Origin of the sequence: Pseudosporangium ferrugineum, from assembly GCF_003002065.1 — a bacterium.
Lineage (GTDB): Bacteria > Actinomycetota > Actinomycetes > Mycobacteriales > Micromonosporaceae > Actinoplanes > Actinoplanes ferrugineus_A.
The window spans coordinates 505,496-520,723 of sequence record NZ_PVZG01000003.1 but is presented as its reverse complement, the minus strand read 5'-3'; the positions used below and the strand labels follow the sequence as shown (position 1 = coordinate 520,723).

The 15,228-nt window shown below is 73.1% G+C and carries 12 protein-coding genes and 1 pseudogene; 4 read left to right on the top strand and 9 right to left on the bottom strand.

Annotation, left to right across the window (positions count from 1 at the left end; all coding sequences use genetic code 11):
- From CLV70_RS40355 to CLV70_RS09710, 4 genes and pseudogenes are all read right to left on the bottom strand, one after another.
- Window positions 1-234 (bottom strand): transposase (locus CLV70_RS40355; protein WP_146164007.1); only part of this gene is annotated, 234 nt, incomplete at its 3' end.
- Window positions 235-299: 65 nt separating this feature from the next.
- A pseudogene (locus CLV70_RS40945) lies at window positions 300-590 on the bottom strand (aldo/keto reductase); the annotation flags it as partial.
- A gap of 43 nt (window positions 591-633) precedes the next feature.
- Complete coding sequence (locus tag CLV70_RS09715) at window positions 634-1,698, bottom strand: threonine aldolase family protein (protein ID WP_106126040.1); 1,065 nt, start codon at window positions 1,696-1,698, stop codon at window positions 634-636.
- Between the two features lie 41 nt (window positions 1,699-1,739).
- Complete coding sequence (locus tag CLV70_RS09710) at window positions 1,740-2,111, bottom strand: hypothetical protein (RefSeq protein ID WP_106126039.1); 372 nt, start codon at window positions 2,109-2,111, stop codon at window positions 1,740-1,742.
- 234 nt (window positions 2,112-2,345) lie between these two features.
- Between CLV70_RS09710 and CLV70_RS09705 the strand changes: the two genes are divergently transcribed.
- The 3 genes from CLV70_RS09705 (at window position 2,346) to CLV70_RS09695 (ending at window position 4,565) form a co-directional block, all read left to right on the top strand.
- The gene (locus tag CLV70_RS09705; RefSeq protein WP_106126038.1) at window positions 2,346-2,708 is read left to right on the top strand and encodes an ArsR/SmtB family transcription factor; all 363 of its coding nucleotides are present in this window, start codon (window positions 2,346-2,348) and stop codon (window positions 2,706-2,708) included.
- A 371-nt stretch (window positions 2,709-3,079) separates the two neighbouring features.
- A complete protein-coding gene (locus tag CLV70_RS09700) occupies window positions 3,080-3,574 on the top strand; it encodes a GNAT family N-acetyltransferase (RefSeq protein ID WP_106126037.1) in 495 nt (164 codons plus the stop codon).
- Window positions 3,575-3,818: 244 nt separating this feature from the next.
- Window positions 3,819-4,565, top strand: a complete 747-nt coding sequence (locus CLV70_RS09695; RefSeq protein WP_106126036.1) for an ATP-binding protein — start codon at window positions 3,819-3,821, stop codon at window positions 4,563-4,565.
- Window positions 4,566-4,573: 8 nt separating this feature from the next.
- On the opposite strand, the gene CLV70_RS09690 is transcribed toward CLV70_RS09695, so the two are convergent.
- The 5 genes from CLV70_RS09690 to CLV70_RS09670 all read right to left on the bottom strand — a co-directional run bounded on the left by CLV70_RS09690 (window position 4,574) and on the right by CLV70_RS09670 (window position 13,944).
- Window positions 4,574-5,815 carry an aminotransferase class I/II-fold pyridoxal phosphate-dependent enzyme gene (locus CLV70_RS09690; RefSeq protein WP_106126035.1) on the bottom strand — a complete coding sequence of 414 codons (1,242 nt, stop codon included), beginning with the start codon at window positions 5,813-5,815 and terminating at the stop codon, window positions 4,574-4,576.
- 66 nt (window positions 5,816-5,881) lie between these two features.
- Entirely contained in the window at window positions 5,882-9,115 is a 3,234-nt protein-coding gene (locus tag CLV70_RS09685) for a putative bifunctional diguanylate cyclase/phosphodiesterase (protein ID WP_146164006.1), read from the bottom strand.
- Window positions 9,116-9,299: 184 nt separating this feature from the next.
- Entirely contained in the window at window positions 9,300-10,337 is a 1,038-nt protein-coding gene (locus CLV70_RS09680; protein ID WP_106126105.1) for a DNA polymerase III subunit beta family protein, read from the bottom strand.
- A 73-nt stretch (window positions 10,338-10,410) separates the two neighbouring features.
- Window positions 10,411-13,131, bottom strand: coding sequence for an alpha/beta hydrolase family protein (locus CLV70_RS09675; RefSeq protein ID WP_106126033.1), 2,721 nt, complete (start codon window positions 13,129-13,131; stop codon window positions 10,411-10,413).
- A gap of 51 nt (window positions 13,132-13,182) precedes the next feature.
- Complete coding sequence (locus CLV70_RS09670) at window positions 13,183-13,944, bottom strand: AbfB domain-containing protein (RefSeq protein ID WP_146164005.1); 762 nt, start codon at window positions 13,942-13,944, stop codon at window positions 13,183-13,185.
- A gap of 290 nt (window positions 13,945-14,234) precedes the next feature.
- On the opposite strand from CLV70_RS09670, the gene CLV70_RS09665 reads away from it, so the two are divergent.
- Window positions 14,235-15,221, top strand: coding sequence for a hypothetical protein (locus CLV70_RS09665; RefSeq protein ID WP_106126031.1), 987 nt, complete (start codon window positions 14,235-14,237; stop codon window positions 15,219-15,221).
- Window positions 15,222-15,228 lie beyond the last annotated feature (7 nt).

The window sequence follows — 15,228 nt, the reverse complement described above, 5'->3', positions numbered from 1 at the left end:
CTCCCGTTCCAGCGCGGCGATACGTTCGGCGTCGCTGCTGGTCGTGCCCGGCCGTACGCCGGCGTCGGTCTCGGCCTTCTTCACCCACGTGCGCAGCGCCTCCGGATGAACCCCGAGCGACCCGGCGATCCGCTGGATCGCCCCGACCGCGGACACCGGGTCCCGGCGGGCCTCGACCGCCAACCGGGTCGCACGCTCACGCAGATCATCGTTGTACTTCTTCGGTGCAGGCATCGCCGGTGTTCCTCCAGGTTTCGATGTCTCCATCTAACCCGGGGCGCAACAGAGCGGAGGTTGTCCTGCACCGCGGCCCGTAGGTCTTCCGGGTGCAGGGCCGGGATCCAGCGGCCGGCGCTGTCGCGTTGGGCGCCGACCTTGGAGACCAGGACCAGATCTTCCGGGTACGGGTGGAGCGCCGTGCGGATCAGCTCGTTGACGACGTCGGGGCCGTAGTACTGGGCCGTGTCGATGTGGTTGATGCCGAGCTCGACCGCCTTGCGCAGCACCTCGAGGGCGGCGGCGCGGTCGCGGGGTGGTCCGAAGGCGCCGGGGCCCGCGAGTTGCATGGCGCCGAAACCGATCCGAGCCACCGAGCGCTCGCCGAGGAGGAAGTTGTCGCCCACGGGTTCCAGACTAGGTGCAGAGGCCGCCCAGAATCTCGGCGATCGATTCCGGTTTGTGCCGCAGGGTGGCCCGTCCGACGGTGAGTTCGGTGCGGACGACGTCGGGGTCGCCGGTCGCGACGACGTTCGGCCAGACCCAGAGGCCGGTCTCGTCGGCGAGGCGGGCGGCGTTCGCGCGGAAGCGGTCGGCGGAGGTGGCGAAGAGCAGGTGCATCATCGGCACCTGGGGCGGGTCCGGGACCGGGCGAACCTCGGGGACGGAGGTCAGGGCGGCGGCGATCGCGCGGGCGTGGCGCATCCGGGCCGGCATCTCGGCGAGCGACTCGTCCAGCAGGCGCAGGGCGGACGCGGCGCCCGGCCACAGCGCGAAAAGGGTGCCGCCCAGCCGGGAACGCCACTCCCGCACCTCGGCTATGTCGGCCTCCGAGCCGGCGACGCAGCAGCCCGGCAGCGCGCCGACGCCCTTGTAGAAGGACACGTACACGGTGTCGAAGAGGGCGGCGATCTCCGCGGGGGTGCGTTCGTAGCCGGCGGTGGCCTCCCACAGGCGGGCCCCGTCCAGGTGGACGGCCGCGCCCCGATCCCGGGCCCAGCCGGTCTGGGCCACGAGGTCGTCCCAGGAGGGCAGGGCGCCGCCGAGATCGCGTTGCGGCAGCTCGAGCAGCAGCGCGGCGACCGGCTCGGCGACCTCCTTCAGGTCGCCGAGGCCGAGGAGTCGTTCCGGTTCGCCGGCGCGCCGCCCGACCAGGCCGTGCAGCCGCTGGTGCGCCTGCCCCTCATGCTGCTCGACGTGGTTGTACGGGTGCCACACGACGGTCCGGGACCTCCGCCGGTCGGCGTGCACCCGCAGGGTCGCGGCCTGCGCCATGGTGCCGCTGGGCAGGTACACCGCCGCCGGCTTGCCGAGGAGGGCGGCGACGTGCCCCTCCAGCTCGGCGACGACGCCGCCCTCGCCGTACGTGTCAGGGTCGGTCTCGGGGTCGATCGAGGCGAGCAACTCCCGGGGCCGCAGCAGGCCGTTGCCGAGGAACGAGTCGGTGCAGGCGGCCCGCCGGGCCTGGATCTCCGAGTCCACCGCCCCAGTGTCGCCTGTCCGGCGGCCGGTGTCAGCGGCGGTTACAGGTCGAGACCCACTTCGATGCGCTTCAACTGGTGGCGGGCCATGGCGAGGTTCGCGGTGTCCTTGTTGAGGATCAGGTAGAGGAACAGCCCCCGCCCGGTCTGTGAGGTGAGCGGGCGGATCAGGTGGTACTGGCCGCTCATCGTGGTGAGGATGTCCTCGATCTTGTCGGTCAGGCCGAGCATCTCCATCGCCCGCATCTTGGCCCGGACCACGTCGGTGGTGCCGGCCGCGGCGATCGTCACGTCGAAGTCACGGCCGCCGCCGACCAGGCCGAGGGCCATACCGCTGCTGGCGTCGACGAGGGCGGCGCCGATCGCGCCGCCGATCTGCATCGCGTCCTTGAGGGCGACATCCATCTCAGGCATTGCTCTCCTCCGGGCAGGTCAGCACCGGCAGCCGGCCGGCGCGGGAAAGGGATGCGGCCAGGATGGGCGGGCCGGATCGACGCGCGTCGCACCCCCGGTGCGGTTCACTTGCGAATATCTTCAACTTCTCAATTGATCAGGGCGCGGGACCGCCGGTCGCACCCGCGGTGCGACACCTTCCGCCGCAACCTGCGAAGGTCGGCGGCAGGCCGGGTGTCCGAGGAGAGGAGTCGCATGTCGAAACCCCTCTATCAGGCCAAGGCCGAGTTGTTCCGCACGCTGGGGCATCCCGTACGGATCAGAGTCCTCGAATTGCTCCAGGCGGGACCGATGCCGGTGCGGGACCTGCTCGCCGCGATCGACGTCGAGGCGTCGAATCTCTCGCAGCAGCTGTCCGTTCTGCGCCGGGCGGGCATGGTGACCTCCTCCCGCGAGGGTTCCCTTGTCGTGTACGCCCTGAGCACCCCCGACGTGGCGGCCCTGCTCGCGGTCGGGCGCCGGCTGCTCGGCGCGGTCCTCACCGACCGGGACGAACTCCTGGTCCAACTCCTCGGCGGCGCCGCAACCCCGGGCCCGATGACCGGCGCCGGCCGATGACAAGCCCCGCGGAGACAAGCCCCGGACACGAGCGCCGCGTGGGAAAGGGCACCGCGTGGGAAGGCCGCCGCGGGGAGAGGGCGCCGCGTGGGAAAGGGCGCCGCGGGAAATGGGCGCCGCGGCGGAAGGGCACCGCGGGGGAAAGCACCGCGGACAAGCACCGCGGACAGGCGGCGCGGACAAGCGGCACCGGCCGGCAAACCGGCGGGCCGCGCCAGAGCGTGCTGCCGCGCCGCCCAGATCGGGCCGGCGGGCCCCGAGCCGTGCCGTGCCGGCAACCGGGCCGGCGGGCCCCGAACCGGGCCGTGCCGGCAACCGGGCCGTGGCGATAAGGCGTGCCGGGTGGGGGAAGGCCTGGTAAGCAGGACGGCATGCGACTGCGCCCGTACGCCGATGCCGATCTGGGTCTGACCCGGCGCCTCGAGTCCGATCCGGGCGTGGTCGGCCACCTCGGGGGTGCCGGGGACGAGGAGCATGCCGCCCAGGTTCATCAGCGCCGGCTCGCCGGGGTGGCCGACGGCGATCTCTACTACGTCATCGAGCCCGAGGATGCCGGGCCGGTCGGGCTCATCGCCATCTGGCGGTCGGAGTTCGAGGGGCGGGCCGTGCACGAGCTCGGCGCGATGCTGCTGCCCGACTTCCAGGCGCGGGGTGTGGCCGGTGCGGCGTTCGACCGGCTGTTGCCGCTGGCCGTGGCTCGCGGCGTACGCGTGCTGCATGCCTTTCCCGCGGTGGGCAACGGGCCGTCCAATGCGATTCTGCACAAGCTCGGTTTCACCCGCGGGGTGGATTGCGATCTGGACTACGAGGGCCGGCCGCTGCGCTGTGCCCACTGGCAGCGTGACCTGGCGGCTCCCGCCCCTTAATACAGGCTGCATCGATCGGCGACGGACGGTCTGTCCGTTGGCGGCGCTGGCACAGGGGCAGCATCGCGGTGAGTGAAGCGCGAACCGCGGCGATCGCTTCCGTCGCCGCTGCCCCGGCCGGAGAGCACGTGCAGCGCGGCCGAACCCCCGCCCCGAGGTGAGTCCGCTGAACACCACTGACCGAGGTGCCGATGATGCCGACGCGATAGTCGTCCGAGCAGACATCGACACCGAGACGCTGGTCATGACCGTGCGGGGGACCTGGCATCCGGATCTCGTCGTGGACCTGAACCGGGCGGTCGAGAAGAGCCTGTGCGAGCACCCCGCCGCCCTGATCGTCGACCTGGCCTCGCTGGACGATCCCGGGGCCGGCAGCGTGCACACCTGGGTCCATGCGTGGCGGCTGTCGCAGGAGCTGGATCCCCCGGTCGAGGTGCTGCTCTGTGCGCCGCCGGAGGCCGCGGTCGCGCAGCGCCTGCGCCGGATGGGCGCGGCGCGGTTCCTGCCCGTGTACGGCACCGCGGACCAGGCGCGCGCCGCGCGCGCCGCCGGGCTGGGCCTGCCGCACTCGCTGCACCGGCTCCGGCTCCGCCTGCCGCAGCGGACCGACAGCGCCTACCTGGCCCGGAACCTGGTGAGTGACGCCTGCGAGGCCTGGGGGCTGCAGGCGCTGCGGGACCGCGGCCGGCTCGTCGTCTCCGAGCTGGCCGGGAACGCCATCCGGCATGCCCGGCCGCCGCTCACGGTGGTGGTGTCCCGGCGTGCGACGGGCCTGCACCTGGTGGTGGCCGACGGGGATCCGCGGCTGCCCCGGGCGCTGACCTCCCGTCCGCCGCCGGAGCGCGAGGCGACCCGGCCGATCAGCGACGCCGGCCTCCGCGGTCAGGGACTGCGGGTCGTCGAGGCGGCCGCGACGAAGTGGGGGGTCATGCCGGCCGGCGACGGGAAGATGGTCTGGGCGACCGTCTATCCGTGGGTGCGCCGCAGGTGACCGGTGGGTCAGCGGCGGCGCAACACCTCGGTGCCGAGCGCGCTCAGCGTCGCCAGCAGCTCGTCGACCTGCTCGTCGGTGTGCGCCGCGGTCACCTGGATGCGGAAGCCGACCTCGTCCTTGGGCACACCCGGGTACGGCGCCAGCGTCACGTAGATCCCCCGGTCGAGCAGCCTGTCCGCCACGGCCGGCAGCTCCTCCGCGTTGTTCAGCGGGACCTGCACCAGCGGATAGCCGGAGACGTTCGGGGTCCGTACGCCGAGCTCGGCGAGATGGTCCAGAATGCGGCCGGTCTTGCGGTGCAGCTCGGCGCGCAGGACCTCGCCGCGGCGCTCGTTGACGTCGAGTCCGGCGAGGACGGTGGCGAGGGCCGCGGTGGGAACCGGCCCGGAGTAGAGGTACGGCGCCGCCGCCACCTTCAGGTATTCCTTCACCGGCGTCGGGCACGCGATGAAGGCGAGCATCGACGAGTACGCCTTCGAGAAGCCCCCGACCAGCACGATGTTGTCGTAGTCGAGGCCGTAGTGGCGCACGATGGCGTTGCCGCGCAGGCCGTACGGGATCGTGCCGGCCGGCCCGGGCTCGCCGATGACGCCGAAGCCGTGCGCGTCGTCGATGTAGAGGGTGGCGCCGGACTCCCGGCAGACCGCGGCGAAGCGGCGCAGGTCCGGGGTGTTGCCGGTCATGCTGTTGACGCCGTCCATGCAGACCAGGGCCGGCGTGCCGGGCGGCACCTCGCGGAGCAGCTCGGCGAGGTGGTCGGCGTCCTCGGTGCGGAACCGGCGCAGGGTGGCGCCGAGCCCGCGGGCGTGCACGCAACCGTCGTAGATGGTCCGGTGGGCGCGGGCGTCCATCAGGATGTGGCCCTTGCCGGCCAGCGCCGGGATGACCGACAGGTGGATCTGGCTGATCGTCGGCAACACCAGCGTGTCGGGGGCGCCGAGCAACGCCGTGAGCCGCTCCTCGATCATCGGATAGAGCCGGGGGCTGCCGAGCATGCGCGACCAGCTCGGGTGCGTTCCCCAGCGGCGCACCTGCGGATCGATCGCGTCCATGATCTCGGTGTCGAGGTCGAGCCCGAGGTAGTTGCAGGAGGCCCAGTCCACGAACCACCGCTCGCCGACGCGGATGCGCCGGCCGTCGATCTCGTCGATCACCTGGTCCCAGAGTCCCGCCCCGGTCAGGGCGGAGACGCTGCGGTAGGCGGCGTCGGCGGCCGGCGAGGCCCCGGCGGGCGTGGTGGACAACATGGAGTCAAGGCTAGGCAGATAGATCGATGCATCGTCCAATTAATAATGCCAAGTGTGATGAGAGGCTCATTCACGTTTTGCGATCAACGTGTGGGCGTCGGCTTCCGTCAGCGGCCGGTTGAAGAGGAAGCCCTGACCGAAGCGGCACCGGGCCTCGAACAACAGGCCGTGCTCCTCCTCGGTCTCGATGCCCTCCGCCACCACGTCCAGCGCCAGGATGGCGGCGAGCTGGATGATGCCCCGCACGAGATCGAGCTGCTGCGCCGAGGTCGTGATGGTGTCCACGAAGGACTTGTCGAGCTTCAGCGTGTCCACCGGCACCCGGTGCAGATAGCTCAGCGACGAGTAGCCCGTACCGAAGTCGTCGATCGACATCTTGATCCCCGCCGCCCGCAGCCGGGCGATGTCGGCGTGGATCTGCTCGTGCTCGCCGAGCAGGAGACTCTCGGTGATCTCCAGGGTGAGCAGGTGGGCGGGGAGCCCCGAGCGGGCGAGCTCGGCGAAGACCTGGTCCACGAACTCGGGGGAGCGGAACTGCCGGACGGAGACGTTCACGCTCATGTACATGGGATCCTGCGGGCGTTCGCGGTGCCACCGGGACGCGGTGGCGACCGCCGTCCGCAGCACCCAGGCGCCCAGGTCGACGATCAGCCCCGACTCCTCGGCGAGCGGGATGAACAGCGCGGGGGAGACCATGCCGCGTTCCGGGTGCGGCCAGCGGAGGAGGGCCTCGAAGCCGACCGTACGCCCGGAGCCGAGCTCGACGATCGGCTGATAGGCCAGCTGGAACGCGTCCTCGGCGAAGGCCCGGTCCAGGTCGGTACGCAGCTGCATCCGGTCGAGCACCTCGGCGTGCAGCTTCGCCTCGTACCGCCGCCACCGCGCGCCACCGCTGGCCGGGACGGTGTCGAGGGCGACGTCCGCCTGGCCCAGCAGCTCCTTGGCCGTACCCGCGTCGGCCGTGGTGGCGACGCCGGCCCGCAGGTGCGCGGTGACCAGGCTGCCGCCGACGTGGAACGCCTCGGCGGAGAGGCCGACGACCCGGTCCGCGAACCGTTCGACGTCCGCGACGTCCCGGGCGTCGACGAGCACCGCGCCGAACTCGTCCGCGCCCAGCCGGGCGACCTTGCCCCGGCCGGCCAGCAGCCCGGACAGCCGCCGCGCCACCGCGATCAGCAACTCGTCGCCGACCTCGTGGCCCATCGTGTCGTTGACCACCCGGAAGCTGTCCACGTTGATGATCAGGACGCCGCAGGTCGCGCCCCCGCGCTCGCTGACCGCGGACGCGACGTCGTCCTGGAACTGCAAGCGGTTGCCCAGGCCGGTGAGGGGATCCACGTACGCGCGGGCCAGCAGCTCCTGCTCCAGGCGCCGCCGCTCGGTGACGTCGCGGAGGGTCACGACCAGCCCGGCGACGCCCGGCTCCGCGCGCATGTCGCCGATCACGGCCTCGGCGTAGACCAGGTTCCCGTCGGTGCGGCGTACGCACCACAGGTTGAGCGCCTCGTTCGCCTTGCCGGACCGGGTCGCGTCCAGCAGCCCGCGGACCTCGTCGCGCTGTCCCTCGTCGACGATGCCGACGATGTCGCTGCCCACCAGGTCGGCGGTGCCGACGACGGCCTCGGCGGCCGGGCTCACGTAGGTGATCCGGTTGTCCTCGTCGACGATCGCGATGACCTCGGTCGCGTTGAGCACCAGGGTCCGGAAGTACGCCTGGCTGTCCCGGCGGCTGATCTCCCGGCCCAGCCGGATCCGGTCGATCATGGTCGCCGCCTGGCCCGCCAGCACCGGTACGGCCTCCTGCAGCCCGATCAGCGCCGGCTCGTCCGCGCCGACGAACAGGTCGCCGATCCAGGACGTGCCGACCGCCAGGCGGCAGTGCAGGGCCAGCTCGTACGCGGCCAGCGGCTCGGCGACGTCGGCGGGGAGGGTGACCACGTACCGCAGCTCGAGGCCGGCGGTCAGGTTGCCGAGCGCCGCGGTCAGCTCGGCCGGGGTCTGCTCGCCGCGCAGCTTCAGCACCGCCCGGTGGTCGGTGTCCGGTGGCAACATCCGCCCGATCGCCCGGCGCAGCACCGACTCGGCCTCGGCGGGCGTGGTGGAGACCAGCAGCGCCTCGCACGCCTCGCGCAGCTCCCGCTCGCGGGCCAGGGCCTGGCGCAGGTTGTTGGCGACGGCCGACATCCGGGCCAGGGCGAGCAGGATCAGGGCCGCCGACACGACGGCGATGACGACGCCGTCGACCACCGGGCCGCGCAGCGCCTGGACCAGCAGCGCGGCCGGGGCCAGCAGGGACGCCGCGGTCAGCACGCCGCGGCGCAGCGACACCTGGGTGCTGGTGAGCACGTGCGGCTCGGTGGCGCGGATCATCGACGGGTGCAGCGCCGCCACGCCGCCGGCGATGTAGAAGACGAGCCAGCCGAGGTCCATCGGGCCGCCGAGCTCCCAGATGCGTTCGAGGCGGCTCAGGCCGTACAGGACATCGGCGGTGAGCAGTGCGGCACCGGAGGCGAGCAGGGCGACCAGGCTGGTGTTGCGGGCCGCGGCCAGGCCGAGCCGGGCCAGGATGGCCAGGGTGAGCACGTCGGTCAGCGGGTACGCGATCGAGACCGTCTTCTCGAGCGCGTTCAGGGTCGGGTCCTGCAGGAACGGGTTGATCAGGAAGGTCCAGGCCAGGAACCCGCCGCCGATGGTCAGGATGGTCGCGTCCAGGACGCCGGCCCGGTCCAGGAACCGCGCCCCCGAGCGGGTCAGCCCGTGCAGGCCGGCCAGCAGCAGGGGCAGGGAGACGCCCAGGAAGATGATGTCGGCGACGGACGGGAACTGGCCCGGCGGGACCGCGATCAGCGCGACGACCGTGCCGCCCGCGAAGGTCAGGTAGCCGGCCGCGAGCAGGACCCAGGGGGTGCGCCGCCGGGGTTTGTTGCGCACGACCCCGACCGCGAACGCGACCAGGGACGAGAGCACGATCAGCAGCCACGCGACTAGGGTGGTCTGCGGCAGGAACACGTACGCCGCGACGCTGGTGATCGTCACGGCGAGGTAGATCCACACCGCCCGGTACAGCGGCGACCGTACGCTCGCGGCCGTTGCCGTGGCGGTGTGGATCTCGGCGCTCGCCCGGCCCCGATGCTCCGGGGTGGTGAACTCGAGCCCGGCGATCTCGTCGGTTGTGGACCGTTCATCGCCGGAAACGCCTGAAGGACCTGAATGTCCGTTTGCCTCGTCCCGAGCCGCGACGCGCGTGGCGGATGCGTCACCCGGCCCGCGTTCCACGGAGTAGCGCTCGTCTGTACTCAAGGCAACCTGCCCGGGCCGCGTCGGTGCCAGCCGGTAGCGGCTGACGTCACTACTACTTGATCGGCATGTGGGCTTCAGGACTGAGAGTGGCTGGTAGGAACGGTTCGATCGAGATCAGAGCAGGGATCGTACTAGCTGTACTGTGACGACGCTACACGTTCTTTACGGTCGCCGTGACCGGCTTTCAGCGACGGACCGGCATGAGCAGTGAGTAGCTCCCTTCCCCCCGTACGACCAGCGGCTTGATCGGGCCGTCGAGCTCGAGCACGAGTTGCCCGGCCGCGCCGGCGTCGAGCGCCTGCAGCAGGAATTCGCGGTTGACCGCCACGTGCGCCTCCTCGTCCGCGGCCCAGGCGTCCTCCTCGGCGACGCGGACCGCGCCGGTGGGATCGAGGGTCAGGATCGCCACGTCGAACGTGACGCCCTCGTGCTCGCGCGTCACGGTCGCCGCCCCGCCGACGATGGTGCGCAGGGCCGGCACGTCGATCGTGATGCGCCGGGGCTCCGCGGCGCCGGCCTGGAGCAGGCGGCGGAGATCCGGATAGTCGACGTCGAGCGGCTCGGCGGTCAGCCGGCGGTCCGGGGTCTCGGCGGCCAGGGACTCCGGGCCGAGGTCCAGCGTGACGGTGCCGGTGAGCGCCGGCCGCAGCTCGTCGACGAAGGTCAGCGGGGCGACGACCCGCACCGGGGGCCCGTCGGTGGTGACGGCGGCCTCGGCCACGGCGAGCCGGTAGCGATCGGTGGCGACCACGGTCAGGACGCCGTTCTCCACATCCAGCAGGACGCCGTTGAGCATGGGCAGGGCGGGGTCGGCCGAGGCGGCGAACCGTACGGCGTCCAGGGCGGCGGCGAGCGCGGCGGCGGGCAGGGTGATCCGGGTCATGGCGGTCTCCTCGAGATCCAGCAGGTGATGGAGTCGGGAGAGCTCGCGCCGGGCGTCGGTGAGGCCGTCCTCGAGCCGCCGCAGGTGCTCGTCGAGCAGCTTGCGGACGGCGTCGGCACGGCCGAGCTCCGACACGGCGCGGCCGATGTCGGCGACCGGCATGCCGACCCGGCGCAGGCCGGCCACCAGGCGGGCCGCGCGGATCTGCTCCGCGCGGTACCGCCGGTAGCCGGTCGCCGGGTCGACCTCGGCCGGGACGAGCACGCCCGCCCGGTCGTAGAACCGCAGGGCGCTGACGCCGAGCCCACTGGCCCGCGCCACCTCGCCGATCCCGTACATCGTGCTCTCCACAGCCCGGAACCCTGCCGCCTCGACAAGGTCGAGGGTCAAGCATGCCGCCCGGAGGAGTGGATCAGTCGGTCACGGTGCCGATGAGCCGGATCTCCTCGGGATCGTCGGGCTCCTGGCGGGCCGGTGCCGCCGGGATCGACGAGGAAAGCTCGACGACCTCCTCGCCCTCGGCGAGACTGTCGGCCACCGTCGGCACGGCCAGCTCGGCGCTGGTCCGGCCGGCCGGGATGTCCACGTACGGCGTCAGCCAGGTCTCCGACAGCGGGCGGGACGGCTCGGGCTCCTCCCCGTAGGCGTGGTCACGGAACCACTGCGGGTCCACGTCGGTGCTGGACAACTCGGTGCCGGCGGTCGGCTTCACCGGGAAGGCCCCGAACGAGAAGTCCGTCTCGGCCGCCGCCGAGAGCGTGTACTCCCAGCGCAGCGTGCCGCCCTCGGCGACCCTGTCGGCCAGGGCCCTGACCGTGACGGTGGGCATGGGGTCGTCGTTGCTGACCCGGACGCCGCCGACGTAGTCGCCGATCACCAGGCCGCGTTCCGCCTTCGCCAGCACGGTGGTGCCCTCGTCCCAGCCGAACAGGGTGTCGCCCTTCACCTCGACCGGGATCCGGATCGCCCGCTGGCGGCGGTGCACCGGGACCAGCCGGGACGTCACCCGGTTGGTGACCGCGTCCACCTCGAAGAACCGGACTTTGCCGTCGCCCCGGCCGGAGATCCGCACCGGGACGACGTACGTCCGGGTGCCCGCGTCGCCCTCGTCCACGGTCAGGTCGCCGATGTCGATCCGGGGCAGCGACGTCGCCTGCGGTGCCGGCGTGCCGGGCTGCCAGCCCCACGCGTCGATCAGCCAGGCGCGGCCGGCGGCGGTACGCGGCGTCACCTCGAACGCCGCGACCTTGCCGGACAGCCTCTTGAGCGGCACCCGCACCTCGCGGGCCCAGTGCGACGTGGTGTGACCGGTGCCCGGCAGCCCGTCGACGGTCACGTCGCCCAGCGCCGTACGCCGGCCACGGGTGTCGGTCACGGCGACGCCGAAGCGGGTGCCGGCGGTGTTCGGCGGGACCATGAGCCGCAGCGCGAGGTCCCGGGAGCCGGCCAGCGACACCGGGCGCGCCGGCTTCAGCGTCATCGGCCTGCCCGCGGCCGACCACGTCAGCTCGGCGGCGTACCGGCCGGCCTCCGACGGCAGGTCCCCGAACGACACGAAGTGCGCCGACCGGACGGTCCAGTCCTCGTCGTCGAGGCAGACCTCGGCGGCGTCGGCGGTGATCTGCTCGCAGATGCGGGCCCCGCCGGTGGTCTTCATCGACGGGTCCGGCAGCAGCGCCGCGGTACGCCGCCCGCCCAGCGCGTGGCTGAGCACCCGCGCCGGGTCGGCGGACGGCGCGCGTACGCCGGTGCCGTCGAGCAGCGGGCGTACCCGGTCGTCGCCGCCCACGAACAGCCGCGCCGCGGCCGCGATGTACGTGGCACCGGCGTTCTGCTGCTGCTGGGCGGTCAGCCGGGTGGGCCGGCCGGGGGTGCAGACCGCGTCCGGCTCCTCGGTGAAGAAGTCGTCCTCGGCCGGGGCGACCGCCTGTCCCGGCGTCCACTCGGTGTTGAAGAAGTTGTGGTTGGCGCCGATCACGTACAGGGAGCTCTGCAACGCCCGGCCCTTGCCGACGCCGCGCGTCTCGTCGATGAACATCTGGCCCTGGAGGTCCGAGACGTCGCCGTCGCAGCCGGGCAGGATCGTCGCCGAGGGCACGTCCGGCACGGGGTTCTGGCCGAAGATCGTGGGTCCGATCAGCAGCATGCCGCGGATCGTCCAGCGCACCCTGCCGTGGTAGCCCTCCTGCGCGGCCGGCGGCGGGGTGAGCGTGTCCATCGCCGCCCGGCTCACGCCCTCGCCGCCGCGGGAGTGGCCCATCAGGAACACCCGCGACAGGTCGGCGCGGGGCGCGGACCGGACGATCGCGGGGGCGCCCGCCCGGCCGCTGCCCGCCCAGTCCGCCCACTTCGCGAGGTGGTTGCGGACCAGCGAGGAACGGGCCTGCGCGCCGCGGTCGGCGGCGTACTCGTTGTCCTGGCCGTTGATGCCGTTGGCCGAGATGGAGACGGTCACGTAGCCCTGCGACGCGAGCAGTTCCTGGGCCTGGAGGTAGCCGCGGTGGCTCGGGATGGGCTGGGAACCGGCCGGGCACGGCCAGGTCTGATCGCCCAGGTCGTCGGGCCCGGCGAAGCACAGGTAGTGCCGGCCGTGCAGGAACAGGGCGAGCGGGCGCTTGCCGGGTGCACCCTTCGGCGCCACGACCACGGCCTGCATCTCGACCTTCTCGGGGAGGTCCGGCAGCTTGATGCCGGGGAGCGTGTACTCACCCTGGACGGTCCGGTAGGGCCCCTTCTTCCCCGGGTCGACGGCGTTCGCCTTCGCCGGCCCCGGGACCACGGGCTCGGGGGCGACGGACCGGCGATGGGCCGCCGGCGCGGCCTGGTCGAGGCGCCGGCCGCCGGCCCGCACCTCCAGCGAGCCGAGGCCGGCCGCCCGGTCCAGGTCGAGCGTGAAGGTCTTCCGGTCGGGCGCCGCCTTCGGCCGGCCGAGCAGCCGCCCGCCGGACCAGAACTCGACCTCGGCGTCGCCCATCGGCACCCGCTCGTCCGAGCGCCAGGTGAGGTGGCCTCCCTCGACGGACCACCCGCCGGAGGAACCCGCGGGGCCGGGCGGCGGGGCGGCGTGCGCCTGCCCGCCCGTCCCCACTATCAGTGCCGCGGCGAGCGCGGCCGACACGACAAGTCTGCGCATGCGCCCGGTGTACTCGATAGGTGCAAATCGCTCGATGATCGTCGAAACACCTCAGAGCGGCGGGCGGACCGTGAATCCGGTGGCGATCGGGGCCAGGTACAGCGAGGACTGGTACCGGGAGATGTAGCGGTCCGGGTAGTTGACTGATCGCAATGCGTAGATGCCGCCTCCCCGGGACGCCGGGCAGAACGTGCTGTCGGCGGCGAACAGGGGTGTGCCGTCGAACCGCTCGAGACGCAATTCGAAATTGCGGTGGCGCAGGAAGAACCCGGGGAGGTTCACCGCTTCGAAGGACACGCATCGGGCGTCGGCGGCGCCCCGGCGTACGCGGAACCGGGAATCGGCGCGGTCCCCGGCCGGGCTGCGCGCGTCGATCCGGTCCACCCGGCCGCGGAAGTCGTGGTGGCGTACCCGGCTGCCCGGGTCGCCCGCCGGCGACAGCCCGATCGTGGTGCCGGCGACGAACCCCGCGACGGGCGGCTTCGACGAGGGCTTGGGCGTGCTGGTGCCCGTCCCGGTCGACGGCGCGCGGGTGCGCGGCGCCGTGACCTGCTCGGACTCGTCGGCGACCGGCTCGATCGGCGGCCGGGCCGGACGGGTGGCCGAGGGAGCGGCCGAGGTGGTCGCCGACGCCCGCGGTGCCGCGTCGGGCACCGGCGGGATCGGCGGCATCGGCACGAACTGGGCACGCTGGGACCCGGGCCCCGGCATGAGCGCGATGGCGACGGCGCCGGCCACCGCGAGCAGCGCGAGGGCGACCAGGGCCGCGCCGGGTCGCCCGCCCACCAGGGGCCGGTCGGCCGGCGGGGGCATCGGAGGAAGCGTGGTGGTGGGGCGATTCGCCGGGGCAAAATATTGCACCGGGGATACCCATTCCTCGTGCGGAGGTCCGGGCGAAGGACGATCCTCAGGGGGCATCGGCGTCCGTTCGATGAATAGCCGGCAAGCCGCGCGAAAGCGCGGGCCGTGGGGGCGCAAGTAATGGTCGATGCGAAGACGGCCGATGGCAAGAGGCAATCTTGCGAACACCGCGGGTGATCGATCCGCGGAGGGCGCTGATCCGTAGTGACGGGGGAAGACCGCCGCCCCGAGGGAGTTCCGCCGTGGACCATCTCCCGCCCGCAGACCGCCCCCGCTCCGACCGCGACGCCCTCTACCGGCGGCCGAACGCCGTCCCGCCCGCGTACGTCCCCGAGCCGCCGATGCCGGCCGCGCTGCCCTCCATCTCGGACTACTGGCCGGACGCCCCGCACCGGCAGGCCCCCGTGGCCCCCGCCGTGCCGCCGCGCCCGCACCGGCAGCCCGTCGCGCCCGCGCCCCGGCCCCGGCGGCGGCGTACCGGGCTGGTGCTGGTCACGGTCGTGGTGTTGCTGGCCGCCGGGGGTGTGGCCGGTGCGTATCTCACGCGGCGTACCGACCCGCCGCGGCCGGCCGCCGCGCCGCCCCCGGTGGCCCGGACGACGACCACCGCGGCGCCCGTCCGGAACAGGCTGGCCGCGCCCGTGTCCGGCCTCGACCGGGCGAGCTTCGAGCTGGTCAGCGACACCAGGGTGCTGCGGCTGCGCACCACCGACCTGGGCGACGACCTCTACCGGGTCACCACGCCGGAGGGCGGCAGCGTGCTGCCGCGGGTCACCGTCGAGGACACCGCCGTGCGGCTCTTCCTGGAGCGCAGCGGCCAGCGCGGCAAGGACGAGGTCGAGGTGCTGCTGAACACCGCGGTCCGGTGGCGGCTGACGATGACCGGCGGCGTCCAGCGTGGTGCCTTCGACCTCGGCGGGGCCCGGATCGAGGGGGTGAACCTGGTGGGCGGCGCCACCCGCCTCGAACTCACCCTGCCCCGCCCGGACGGCACCCTGCCGATCCGGATGTCCGGCGGGGTGAACCAGTTCGAGGTGTCGGCCGCGCCGAGCGTGCCGGTCCGGGTCCGTACCCGGCGCGGTGCGGGGCAGGTCAAGTTCGACGGGCGTACGGACGACGGCGTGGCCCGGGGAGCGGCGTTCCTCAGCCCGGACTGGGGTGCCAGCCGGAACCGGGTCGACCTGGACGCGGTGGCCGGCGTCGGCACCCTGCGCCTCGGCCGGGCATGACGGCTGC

Excerpts from the sequence above, each read along its gene's own strand:
- CLV70_RS09695 (WP_106126036.1), top strand. The coding sequence starts at position 3,819 with ATGACCGTGCGGGGGACCTGGCATCCGGATCTCGTCGTGGACCTGAAC.
- CLV70_RS09705 (WP_106126038.1), top strand. The coding sequence starts at position 2,346 with ATGTCGAAACCCCTCTATCAGGCCAAGGCCGAGTTGTTCCGCACGCTG.
- CLV70_RS09700 (WP_106126037.1), top strand. The coding sequence starts at position 3,080 with ATGCGACTGCGCCCGTACGCCGATGCCGATCTGGGTCTGACCCGGCGC.
- CLV70_RS09680 (WP_106126105.1), bottom strand. The coding sequence starts at position 10,337 with ATGTACGGGATCGGCGAGGTGGCGCGGGCCAGTGGGCTCGGCGTCAGC.
- CLV70_RS09670 (WP_146164005.1), bottom strand. The coding sequence starts at position 13,944 with ATGCCCCCGCCGGCCGACCGGCCCCTGGTGGGCGGGCGACCCGGCGCG.
- CLV70_RS09675 (WP_106126033.1), bottom strand. The coding sequence starts at position 13,131 with ATGCGCAGACTTGTCGTGTCGGCCGCGCTCGCCGCGGCACTGATAGTG.
- CLV70_RS09690 (WP_106126035.1), bottom strand. The coding sequence starts at position 5,815 with ATGTTGTCCACCACGCCCGCCGGGGCCTCGCCGGCCGCCGACGCCGCC.
- CLV70_RS09710 (WP_106126039.1), bottom strand. The coding sequence starts at position 2,111 with ATGCCTGAGATGGATGTCGCCCTCAAGGACGCGATGCAGATCGGCGGC.